The sequence below is a fragment of the Rhodoferax sp. genome (assembly GCF_028689305.1).
Lineage (GTDB): Bacteria > Pseudomonadota > Gammaproteobacteria > Burkholderiales > Burkholderiaceae_C > Rhodoferax.
Genome location: NZ_JAQTWM010000025.1, coordinates 25,386 through 37,201, shown reverse-complemented (window position 1 = coordinate 37,201; position 11,816 = coordinate 25,386). Strand labels below are relative to the sequence as shown.

9 protein-coding genes are annotated in these 11,816 nt (G+C 61.9%); 7 read left to right on the top strand and 2 right to left on the bottom strand.

Annotated features, from left to right (window positions below; translation table 11 throughout):
• On the top strand, positions 1–1,193 hold a 1,193-nt coding region (locus tag PHW99_RS07535), incomplete at its 5' end, for an MFS transporter (RefSeq protein ID WP_300175306.1).
• 77 nt (positions 1,194–1,270) lie between these two features.
• Here PHW99_RS07535 and PHW99_RS07530 read toward each other — a convergent pair.
• On the bottom strand, positions 1,271–2,647 hold the full coding sequence (locus tag PHW99_RS07530; RefSeq protein WP_300175304.1) for a tryptophanase: 1,377 nt from the start codon (positions 2,645–2,647) through the stop codon (positions 1,271–1,273).
• Between the two features lie 195 nt (positions 2,648–2,842).
• On the opposite strand from PHW99_RS07530, the gene PHW99_RS07525 reads away from it, so the two are divergent.
• The 4 genes from PHW99_RS07525 to PHW99_RS07510 all read left to right on the top strand — a co-directional run bounded on the left by PHW99_RS07525 (position 2,843) and on the right by PHW99_RS07510 (position 9,339).
• Positions 2,843–4,747: a c-type cytochrome gene (locus PHW99_RS07525; protein ID WP_300175303.1), complete on the top strand. Its 1,905-nt coding sequence runs from the start codon at positions 2,843–2,845 to the stop codon at positions 4,745–4,747.
• Between the two features lie 44 nt (positions 4,748–4,791).
• The gene (gene ushA / locus PHW99_RS07520) at positions 4,792–6,435 is read left to right on the top strand and encodes a bifunctional UDP-sugar hydrolase/5'-nucleotidase UshA (RefSeq protein ID WP_300175301.1); all 1,644 of its coding nucleotides are present in this window, start codon (positions 4,792–4,794) and stop codon (positions 6,433–6,435) included.
• A gap of 218 nt (positions 6,436–6,653) precedes the next feature.
• Positions 6,654–8,699, top strand: coding sequence for an ATP-binding protein (locus PHW99_RS07515; RefSeq protein WP_300175299.1), 2,046 nt, complete (start codon positions 6,654–6,656; stop codon positions 8,697–8,699).
• Positions 8,680–9,339, top strand: a complete 660-nt coding sequence (locus PHW99_RS07510) for an RluA family pseudouridine synthase (RefSeq protein WP_300175297.1) — start codon at positions 8,680–8,682, stop codon at positions 9,337–9,339. The genes PHW99_RS07515 and PHW99_RS07510 overlap by 20 nt, the downstream gene beginning before the upstream one ends.
• 3 nt (positions 9,340–9,342) lie before the next feature.
• Here the strand turns inward: PHW99_RS07510 and PHW99_RS07505 are convergent, their stop codons facing one another.
• Positions 9,343–9,660, bottom strand: coding sequence for an HPF/RaiA family ribosome-associated protein (locus tag PHW99_RS07505; protein ID WP_300175295.1), 318 nt, complete (start codon positions 9,658–9,660; stop codon positions 9,343–9,345).
• 122 nt (positions 9,661–9,782) lie between these two features.
• On the opposite strand from PHW99_RS07505, the gene PHW99_RS07500 reads away from it, so the two are divergent.
• Both PHW99_RS07500 and bktB read left to right on the top strand, forming a co-directional pair.
• Positions 9,783–10,538: an SDR family NAD(P)-dependent oxidoreductase gene (locus PHW99_RS07500; protein WP_300175293.1), complete on the top strand. Its 756-nt coding sequence runs from the start codon at positions 9,783–9,785 to the stop codon at positions 10,536–10,538.
• Positions 10,539–10,623: 85 nt separating this feature from the next.
• Positions 10,624–11,811, top strand: coding sequence for a beta-ketothiolase BktB (gene bktB, locus PHW99_RS07495; RefSeq protein WP_300175292.1), 1,188 nt, complete (start codon positions 10,624–10,626; stop codon positions 11,809–11,811).
• The last annotated feature ends 5 nt before the right edge of the window (positions 11,812–11,816 follow it).

Sequence of the window (11,816 nt, the reverse complement as noted above, 5' to 3'; positions counted from 1 at the left end):
GCGCCGCCGCCACCGTCATCCTCGCCGGGATGGTGGCGGCCGTACACATCGGCAAGATCCCCCCGGCCATTCCGGTGCTGCGCGAGGCGCTGGGCGTCACGCTGGTGCAGGCCGGTTTCCTGCTCTCTCTGGTCCAGCTGGCGGGCATGCTGCTGGGGGTGCTGGTGGGGGTGGCCTGCGACGGCCTGGGCCTGCGTCGCAGCATGTTGGCGGGCCAGGTCATCCTGTTTGCCGCCAGCCTGGCCGGTATGTGGGCGCGCCAGCCAGCCGACCTGCTGGCGCTGCGGGCGCTGGAGGGCCTGGGTTTCCTGCTGGTGGTGCTGCCCGCGCCCAGCCTGATCCGGCGGCTGGTGACCACCCGGCAACTGCCCCAGTACCTGGGGCTATGGGGTGCCTACATGCCCACTGGTGCGGCGCTGGCGCTGTTATGTGGTCCCTTGGTCATGTCGGCCATGGGCTGGCAGGTCTGGTGGGGGTTGCTGGGGGGGCTGTCGGCTGCCACGGCGGTCTGGCTGGCCGTGAACGTGCCCCCTGATGGTCCATCACACCTGCGTGCCGGTGGCCTGGTGCCGCCCCCGGCCATCGCCATACCCCCATGGACACACCGCCTGCACATCACCCTCACCCGGACCGGGCCGTGGCTGGTGGCCATGGCGTTTGCCATGTATTCCAGCCAGTGGCTGGCGGTGGTCGGTTTTTTGCCCTCGGTCTATGCGCAAGCGGGGGTGAGCGGCTTTGTCGCCGGGGCCTTGACGGCGCTGGTGTGTGCGGTCAATGTGATTGGCAACATTGGTGCCGGTCACCTGCTGCACCGGGGCTGGAGCGCCAGGCCGTTGTTGTACCTGGGGTTTGGCAGCATGGCGCTGACCACCTTCCTGGCCTTCAGCCCCCTGACTGGCGATGCGCCGCTGCTGCGTTATGGGGCGGTGCTGCTGTTTTCGGCCATCGGCGGCGTGGTGCCGGGCACCTTGTTTTCACTGGCCGTGCGTGTGGCCCCGAATGAACACACGGTATCGACCACGGTCGGCTGGGTTCAGCAGTGTTCGGCCACCGGCCAGTTTGTCGGCCCGCCGCTGGTGGCCTGGGTGGCGGCACAGGTCGGCGGCTGGCACATCACCTGGGTGGTGACGGGCCTGGCCTCGCTGGCTGGCCTGTGGCTGGCCAGCCGGGTCAGGCCCCACGCCCCGGCCTGACCGTCAATTGCTACATTAATGATAGCAATGCAAGCTTGTTTCCTCCGGGCTAGAGGCCAAAAATGCTTACAAAATGATCACGCATCCACCCAAGCGCATTCGCAGGTGAAATGGCGCAAAAACTGCGGTTGCTTGGTGATGCGCACCCCCCGGATGCTGGCGGCTTTTTGTTTCACCTCTTCAATCACCTCGGCAGCGTAGTCAAAGTGGCTTTGGGTGTACATGCGCCGCGGGAAAGCCAGGCGCACCAGCTCCATGCTGTGGAAGGTTTCGGTGCCGTCGGCCAGGCGTTTGCCAAACATCACCGAGCCGATCTCGACGCCGCGGATGCCCCCCTCCAGGTACAGCGCATTACACAGCGCCCAGGCCGGGTAATGGGCCACCGGCATGTTGGGCAGCACGGTCTTGGCGTCAATGTAGACCGCGTGGCCACCCGTGGGTTTGACAAACCCCACGCCCGCCGCTTCCAGCCGTTCGCCCAGGTATTCGGCGGTACGCAGGCGATAACGCAGGTAGTCTTCCTGCATGCCTTCTTCCAGGCCAACCGCCAGAGCTTCCAGGTCACGCCCGGCCAGACCGCCGTAGGTGGGAAAGCCTTCCATCATGATCAGGCCGTTGCGCACCGCGTCCATCCACTCCTCGCTGCGCAGCACGATGAAGCCGCCGATGTTGACCATGCCGTCCTTCTTGGCGCTCATGGTGGCGCCATCGGCGTAGGAGAACATCTCCTGCACGATCTGTTTGATCGGTGTGTTCTCATAACCCGGCTCGCGCATCTTGATGAACATGGCGTTTTCCGAGAAGCGGCACACGTCCATGATGAACGGTTTGCCGTATTTCTTGAGCAGCGCCGCGTAGGCACGGATGTTGGCCATCGACACCGGCTGGCCACCGCCGGTGTTGTTGGTCACGGTGATCATGCCGAACGGAATGCGGTGGCCTTCCTTCTGCAGCAGGCTTTCAGCGCGCGCCAGATCGATGTTGCCTTTGAATGGGTAGACCAAGGCGGGTTGCAGGCCTTCGGCAATCACCAGGTCCACGGCCTCTACGCCCATGTACTCCAGATTGCCGCGCGTGGTGTCGAAGTGGCAATTGTTCGGTACCAGGTCGCCTTTTTTACAGACGGCGCTGAACAATACTTTTTCAGCGGCACGGCCCTGGTGGGTGGGCACAAAAAATGCCATGCCGGTGATGTCCTGGATCACCGCTTCCAGCCGGTAAAAGCTGCGGGCACCGGCATAACTCTCGTCACCTTCCATGATCGCGCCCCACTGGCGGCTGGACATGGCGCCGGTGCCGGAGTCGGTCAACCAGTCAATCAGCACGTCTTCGGCGCGCAGTTTGAAGACATTGAGTTTGGCGGCCTCCAGCAGGCGCACACGCTCCTCGCGCGTGGTCATTCGAATGGGCTCGACACTCTTGATACGAAACGGTTCAATCAGGGTTTTGGGCATCACAATCCTTGCGGTGTTTTTAAAGGTGCGTGAAGTTAGCATCGCCCAAAATGCCGTGGTGTCGGGTATTCCCAACAATTGCAAAAAATAGTCCTGGCCACAACCACCACGCCACAAACTGACAAAATCGGCGCCGTTCACCTGCACACCACCATCCCGCCCATCCCAGCCTCCGTGCCCTTTTTGTTGAACCTGATGCCACACCCTTTCGTCCGCACCCTGGCCTTGATGGTCGTGCTTGCCGCCAGCAGCGCCCACTGCCTGGCCGCCCCGTTTGAAGACAGCATGACCCAGCGCATGCGGGCCTGCACCACCTGCCATGGTGACCAGGGCCGTGCCGGCCCCGACGGGTACTACCCGCGCTTGGCCGGCAAACCGGCGGGTTATCTGTACAACCAGCTCATCAACATCCGTGAAGGCCGCCGCCACTACCCGCTGATGCTCGGGCTGCTGGAACCCCTGGACGACAACTACCTGCGCGAGATGGCTCAGTATTTCTCTGCCTTGACCGTGCCCTACCCGGCCCCCAGGCCAACCAGTCTGGGCGCCGATGTGCTGGCGCGGGGCCATGCCCTGGTCACGCAGGGAGATGCCAGCCGCGAGATTCCGCCCTGTCAGCAATGTCACGGTGAAGCCTTGACGGGCGCCCAACCCCATGTGCCCGGCCTGTTGGGCCTGCCCCGTGATTACCTGAATGCCCAGCTGGGTGGTTGGCGCACCGGCCAGCGTCGCGCCCAGTCACCCGACTGCATGGCGCACATCGCCTCCCGGCTGACGCCGCAGGACATCGTGGCGGTGACCGGCTGGCTGGCCGCACAACCGCTGCCGGCCGACACCCGGCCCCTGGCAACCCTGCCCCCCTTGCAGACGGGTGCCAAGGAACTGCGTTGTGGCAGTGCGATGGCGTCAACCCCACCCACCACCGCCAGCACGGCCTTGTCACCGCTGGCCAGTCGTGGTGCCTACCTGGCGCGCGTAGGTGGCTGTGCCAGCTGCCACACCACCCCCGGCGGCGCGCCGTATGCCGGGCAACGTGCCATCACCACCCCGTATGGCCAGGTCTTCAGCAGCAACCTGACCTCCGACAAGGCCACAGGCCTGGGCCAGTGGCGTGCCGACGATTTCTGGCAGGCCCTGCACCATGGCCGCTCACGCGACGGACGCTGGCTCAACCCAGCGTTCCCTTACACCAGCTACACCCGGGTCACCCGGGCCGACTCGGACGCCCTGTTTGCCTATTTCCAGACCGTGGCGCCAGTGCACCAGCTCAACCTGCCACACCAATTACGCTGGCCATTTGGCTCCCAGGCCGCGCTGGCCGTCTGGCGTGCGCTGTTCTTCAAGCCCCAGGTGTTTGAGCCCCAGACTGGTCAAACCGAACCATGGAACCGGGGTGCCTACCTGGTCAACGGACTGGGCCACTGTGACGCCTGCCACACCCCGCGCAACCTCATGGGTGCACCCGAGAACGACCGCGCTTTCGCCGGCGGTCAGGTGGCCCGGCCAAACTGGCTGGCGCCGTCGCTGGTGTCCACCACGCAGGCGGGCACCGATGGCAGCAGACTGGCCGCCACCCTGCGACTGTTGCAGTCCGGTGTCTCAGCCCACGGTACCGCCAGCGGACCGATGGCCCAGGTGGTGCAAGGCAGTACCCAGTACCTGTCACCCGACGACCTGCAGGCCGTCGGGGTCTACCTGACTTCGCTGACCCAGCCCGGCAACCCAGCTACGTTGTCCCCGGCGGTGCCCCCCCTCAGTTCACAAGACCTGACCATGGGCGCTGCGTTGTACAACCACCATTGCGCGGATTGCCACGGCGCCAACGGGCGAGGTGTTGCCGGCGCCTACCCGGCCCTGGCCAACAACCGCGCGGTATTGCAGGCTGACAGCGGCAATCTGATCCAGACGGTGCTGCACGGCGGCTTTGCCCCCGTCACAGCGACCAACCCCAGGCCTTTTGGCATGCCACCTTATGTCCTGACGCTCAGTGATCTGGATATTGCCCGTGTCTTGACATATATTCGCCAGGCGTGGGGCAACCAGGCTGCGCCGGTAACCGAGCAGCAAATCAGCCGACTGCGTGACCAGCAAACACACTAAATAGCCATCCCTGAGCGCAGTCATACCGAAACAAGGAGCGTTTGATGAATTTGAAGTTGAAGCCATTGAGCCTGTCCATCAGCCTGGTGCTGATCCTGTCGGGCTGCGCCCTGGCGCCCCAGCAAGGTGCCGACAGGGACAAGACCTACCATCTGACCGTGATGCACACCAACGACCACCATGGCCACTTCTGGCACAACAATGATGGTGAATACGGCATGGCAGCACGCAAGACGGTGATCGACGACATCCGCCGGGAAGTGGCTGCCAACGGTGGCTACAGCCTGCTGCTGGACGGCGGCGACGTCAACACCGGTGTGCCGGAATCTGATCTGCAGGACGCGGTGCCCGACTTCAAGGGCATGAACCTGCTGGGCTACCAGGCCATGGCGGTGGGCAACCACGAATTTGACAAACCCCTGCCTGTGCTCAAGATGCAGCGTGATCTGGCCCAGTTCCCGATGTTGTCGGCCAACATTTACGAAAACGGCCAGCGCATGTTTGACCCCTACAAGGTGTTCAACCTGGGCGGGCTGAAGGTTGGTGTGATGGGGCTGACCACCGAAGACACCCGCAAGCTGGCCCACCCCGACAATGTGGGGCGCCTGGAATTCCGCAGCCCGATTGCCGAAGCCACCAAGGTGGTGCCCGAGCTTCGCCGTCAGGCTGACGTGGTGATTGCCGCCACCCACATGGGTCACTATGAAAATGGGCAACACGGCACACTGGCCGCCGGTGACGTGGAAATGGCCCGTGCCGTGTCCGGCATTGATCTGGTGGTCGGTGGCCACACGCAGAACCCGGCCTGTATGAAGGCCGAAAACGTGCTGGACCGCGCCTATGTACCCGGCGCAGCCTGTCAGCCCGATCGCCAGAACGGCACTTGGATCGTGCAGGCCCATGAATGGGGCAAATACGTTGGACGGGCTGACTTCGAATACCGCAACGGTGAGTTCAAACTCGTCAAATACGCGCTGATTCCGGTCAATCTGAAAAAACCGGTCAAAGGGGCGGATGGCAAGACCACGCTGGTGCACTACACCAATCCGATTCCCGAAAACCAGGAAATGCTGGCGCTGCTGACGCCCTATCAGAAATTTGGCCAGGACAAGATCAACGTGCAGATTGGTTCCGTCGACGCCAAACTCGTGGGCGAACGTGCCGTGGTGCGCAGCAATCCGACCAACCTGGGAGTGATGATTGGCCGCGCCATGATGGAAAAGACCAAGGCTGATCTGGCCATGGTCAACTCGGGTGGGGTGCGCGACTCCATTGCGGCAGGCACCATCACCTACAAGGACGTGCTCAAGGTCCAGCCGTTTGGCAACACCGTCTGCACGGCCGAGCTCACCGGCAAGGAACTGGTGGACTACATCAACGCCTCCGCCAAGATGAGCAAGGGATCAGGCGCTTTCCCGCAATTTGCCGGGGTGGAGCTGGAAATCACCGCCGGTGTGGCCAGCAACATCCGGATTGCTGGCGCCCCGGTAGACCAGAACAAGACCTACCGCCTGACCCTCAACAACTTCCAGGCCGCCGGTGGTGACGGTTACCCGAAGTTGAGCAGCCACCCGAGCTTTGTAGACACCGGTTATGTGGACGCTGACGTGTTGCGTGCCTATATTGCCGCACACAGCCCACTCAAGGCAGCTGACTATGCACCCGGCTCGGCGGTGATCCGCCGATAGCTGCCAGACTGGCGCAGCCATTCAAAATAACCCTGTGTATTGGCACACGAATTGATCACCGTGAACCACTGTTTGGCTTGCGCCATCCTGGGCGAATGAAAAGGCCGTGGCGTGCCAGACCGGACAGCCCGGACGCTGCCGGTCGTAAGAAAAAGCGGCTGGGTGGCCCCAGTCGCCAGAATCGGGATGCTGCCCAAAGGTTTACAACTGCCCGGTTGGTGGATGATCTGCGCCACTACCAGGCCGAGCTGGAAATCCAGAACAAGGCCCTGCGTTTCAGCCAAACCGCTGCCGAAGGCGCCTATGAGCGTTTTGTCACGCTGTTTTCCTGCGTGCCGCTGGCACTGATGGTGGTGAACGCCAGCGGCCAGATTCTGGAAAACAATGCGCGCGCACTGGCCTTGTTGCGCCCGCTGGAGAGTGACCCGCCACTGGCCTTTCTGTTTCCTCTGGTCAACGAAACCCATCTCAGCCAGGTGATGCAAGGCTTCTCCACCGCAACGGAAGTAGGCACCTGCGAGCTCAATGAACTGCAGTTTTCCGGTGCATCGAATGGTTTTTTTACCGGTGACCTGCACATTGCACGCATTGACAATGCCCAGGATGATGCCATCAGCTTCATTTGTGCCATCATTGACCAGGGGCCGCTGATTGCCCAACGCAGTGCGCTACAAGCCAGCGCCGACACCCTCCAGCAGCGCAATGCCGAACTGCTGCAAAGCAAGACGCGGCTGGCCTCCATCATCAACGCTTCGCTGGACGCCATCATGTGCGTGGACCAGCATCAGCGCATCATTGTTTTCAACCCGACCGCCGCTTCCCTGTTCCATTGCCCTGAAGACCAGGCACTGGGCCGGTCCCTCAGTGACTTTCTGCCCGATGCCGTACGTGCACTGTCTTACAGCGACATCACCAGTCATGCCCAGTTGGGTGAAATGACTGGTATCACCGGCGACGGAGAAGTCGTGCCGCTGGATGTCAGCCTGTCATTCGAACACCGGTCTGATGGCGATATCGTGACCCTGTTTGCCCACGACCTGACCGCCCGCAAGAAAATGGAAGCGCACCGCGCAGCGTTGGAGTCGCAGCTGCGTGAGTCCCAAAAAATGCAGGCCATCGGTACCATGGCTGGTGGCATTGCCCATGATTTCAACAACATCATCAGTGCCATTCTGGGCAACGTGGAACTGGCCCGCGAGGATGTCCAGGCCGACTCGACCGTGGCCACCAGCCTGGCGGAGATCGACAAGGCCGGTAAACGTGCACGCGACCTGGTGCGGCAGATTCTGACCTTCAGCCGCAATGACCCCCCACATCGGTCGCCACTGCAATTGGCTGACGTGGTGTTTGACACCACCCGGCTGCTCAAGGTCACCATGCCGCCCAACGTAAACCTGCAGGTCGACATTGATCCGCAGACCCCCACCATCATGGCCGACTCTACCCAGATTGAACAGGTTTTGCTGAATTTGTGCACCAATGCCGTTCAGGCCATCGGCAAGCGCAAAGGCACGATCCGGCTCAAACTCGGTCATACCCGGCGCCTGCCGGAAGACGGCACCGAACGCCGAAGCGGCCTGCGCGGACAACATGTGAGGCTGACCGTCAGCGACACAGGTCCGGGCATGTCGGAAGCTGTGTTGCAGCGGGTGTTTGAACCGTTTTTCACCACCAAGCCGGTGGGGCAAGGCACCGGCCTGGGGCTGTCGGTGGTGCATGGCATCATGCGTGCCCATCATGGCAAGGTCGAAGTGCAGAGCTCACCGGGTAACGGCAGCACATTCACGCTTTATTTTCCGATCACCGACAATCCCACGCCCTTCGCCCCGCCCGTGGTGGTCCCCAGCCCGCTCGTCCCTAGCCAGGCCGGAACGGGCCAGCGGGTCATGTATGTGGATGATGACGAAGCACTGGTTTTTCTGGTCAAACGCCTGCTCACGCGCAAAGGTTATGCCGTCACCACCTTTACCAATCCCAGGCATGCCCTGGAAGCGCTGCGGGCCGCCCCGATGCAGTGGGACTTGCTGGTCACCGATTTCAACATGCCGGGCTACAGCGGGGTTGACCTGATTCGCGACGTCCGTCTGGTCCACCCCAAGCTGCCCACGGCATTGGCCTCCGGTTACGTCACTCCCGAGATCGAACGGGACGCTCTGGCTGCAGGCGCCAACGCGCTGATCCACAAACCCAACGACGCTGACGAGTTGTGCAGCACCGTACAGAAGTTGCTCAGCGACTGTCACCTTGACTCTCCTGCCAACTGATATTTCGGTCGTCTATGAAGATGAGAGTCTGCTGGTATTGGACAAGCCAGCCGGCCTGCTCAGCGTGCCCGGGCGCGGTGAAGACAAACAGGACTGTCTTTCGGGACGAGTCCAGCAACACTACCCGGATGCCCGCATCGTGCACCGGCTCGACATGGCTACCTCAGGGTTGTTGGTCATGGCACGCGGAGCGGCGACCCAACGCCTGCTCAACCACGCCTTCGCCAGCCGCCTGGTCCACAAACGTTATGAAGCGGTGGTGGATGGTGTCCCGACCAGCCCTGCTGAACCGGATGGCTGGAGCGAGATCAATTTGCCGATATTTCTCGACTGGCCCAACCGCCCCAGGCGAGTGATTGATCAACAGCTTGGTCAACCCAGCCAAACCCGCTGGCGAGTCATCAGCACCGACACAACAACCCGGACCAGTCGTCTGGAACTGGAGCCTGTGACCGGACGTTCACACCAGCTACGGGTCCACCTGCTGGCCATGCAGCACCCGATTGTGGGTGACGCACTTTATGCACCAGCGACAGTAGCGGCCCGTTCAGACCGCCTGCTGTTGCATGCCACTTGCCTGGAACTGCTTCATCCGGTCAGCCTGCAGCCCATGCGTTTTGTAAGCATTGCGCCGTTTTGAGGCTCACACCCGAGCGGTACGCCCCAGCGTGCTGTCGATCAAACGCCCCATTTTTTCTGCGGCGCCTTCAATCGCCTGATTCAGATTGGCGCCGTGATGTTTCAGCGCCAGAGGTTGATGCCCCTCCACGCGCGCCTCCATCATGCACTGAATACTCTCGGGCGTGCTTTTTCTTCCACTGTTTTCATCACTCAGGTGAACTTCCACACGGGTAATCTGACCACTGAAACGCGACAGTGCGGTCTTGACGGTGCTGCTGGCCCATTGCGCCATGGCTTCTGTACCTTCAATGTGGTTATCTGTATGAATTTGGACTTGCATTTTTTTCTCCTTTTAAAGTAACCACTTTGGTTGGGTCCATCATAGAGGCCAACCTTCTGAAAAAGCTTGACCTAGCTCAACACTTGAACGAGTTCGATGATTTGAACCGAACGAACCCCAACATGGCGACACACCTCTACATCATCACCGGCGCTTCTCGCGGCATGGGCCTGTGTCTGGCCCGGCAACTCCTTGGCCAGTCGCATCGGCTGCTGTGTATCTCGCGCACACTCTCCACCGACCTGACCAACACGGCCAGACAGCTGGATGCAGACCTGACCCAGTGGTCCATCGACTTGGCAGATCCTTTGCCCGTCACCGCCCGGCTGGGCCACTGGCTGGCCGAACAGGACCCCCATGACGTGACCGGTGCCACCCTGATCAACAACGCTGGTGTTCTTCCTCCGATTGCGCCGCTGCGTGACTCCGACCCAGCCGAACTGGCGCGGGCACTACGCGTTGGGCTGGAAGCCCCCCTGCTGCTGACCAACTCCTTTCTGGCAAGCACCAGGCACTGGACAGCCAGCCGCAAGGTGCTCAATATCTCGTCAGGCTTGGGGCGCCGTCCCATGGCCTCCCAATCGGCTTATTGCGCAGCCAAGGCGGGGTTGGACCACTTCACCCGCTGCCTGGCGCTTGATGAAGCCTTGATCCCGAATGGCGCCAAAGTCTGCTCGCTGGCGCCCGGGGTAATCGATACCGGCATGCAGCTTCAGCTACGTAGCGCCGCTCCCGAGCGTTTTCCGGACCAGGCTGGCTTTGCTGACTTGAAGCAGACCAACCAGCTCACCCCAGCCCACGACGCCGCCACCAGGGTGCTTGACTACCTGAATCGCCCCGATTTTGGCAGCCAGCCTGTGGCCGACGTCAGGCTCTAGGAGCCCCAACCCTCAGCAGCTTGGCGCGACGGGCTAAGATTCAGGAAGTTTTATCTCTAACCAAACCGAAAGCAGGAGTGTTTTTATGACCCGTGAAGTAGTGATTGTGAGCGGTGCCCGCAGCGCCATTGGTACCTATGGCGGCAGCCTGAAAGACATTGCCCCGACCGAGCTGGCTGGCCAGATCGTCCGTGAGGTGCTGTCACGCGCACAAGTCGATGGCAAGGACGTGGGTCATGTGGTGTTTGGTCATGTGGTCAACACCGAACCCAAAGACATGTACCTGTCCCGCGTGGCAGCCATCAAGGGCGGTTGTGCCGAAGGGACCCCCGCCTTCAATGTCAACCGCCTGTGTGGCTCCGGTCTGCAGGCCATTGTGAGCGCCAGCCAAAGCATTTTGCTGGGTGATGCCGATATTGCCATTGGCGGTGGTGCTGAAGCCATGAGCCGCGCACCTTATGCCAGCCTGAACATGCGCTGGGGCGCACGCATGGGCGACACAGCCATGGTGGACATGGTGGTCGGTGCCTTGCACGACCCGTTCAAGACGGTGCACATGGGCGTCACCGCCGAGAACATTGCCGCCAAATGGGGCATCAGCCGCGAAGACCAGGATGCACTGGCCGTGGAGAGCCATAACCGGGCCCAGCGCGCGACCGAGGCGGGCTACTTCAAGAGCCAGATCATGCCCGTGACCCTGAAGAGCCGCAAGGGCGACGTGACTTTTGATACCGACGAGCACTTCCGCCCCAACTGTTCACTGGCCGATCTGTCCAAGCTCAAACCCGTGTTCCTGAAAGAAAACGGCACGGTCACCGCCGGCAATGCCTCGGGCATCAACGATGCCGCCGCCGCCGTGGTGTTGATGGAAGCCGCCACGGCCAAGGCCCGCGGCCTCAAACCGCTGGCGCGCCTGGTGTCCTACGCCCACGCTGGCGTGGACCCGCAATACATGGGCATTGGCCCAGTACCGGCCACACAACTGGCGCTCAAAAAGGCCGGGTTGACGGTCAATGACCTTGACGTGATCGAAGCCAACGAAGCCTTTGCCGCGCAAGCCTGTGCCGTCAGTCGTGACCTGGGGCTGGACCCGGCCAAGGTCAACCCCAATGGTTCAGGGATTTCGCTGGGTCACCCGATTGGTGCCACGGGTGCGCTGATCACGGTGAAAGCACTGTATGAATTGGAGCGCATCGGTGGCCGTTACGCCCTGGTGACCATGTGTATCGGCGGCGGGCAGGGGATTGCCGCCATTTTCGAGCGTCAGGGCTAAGCGCC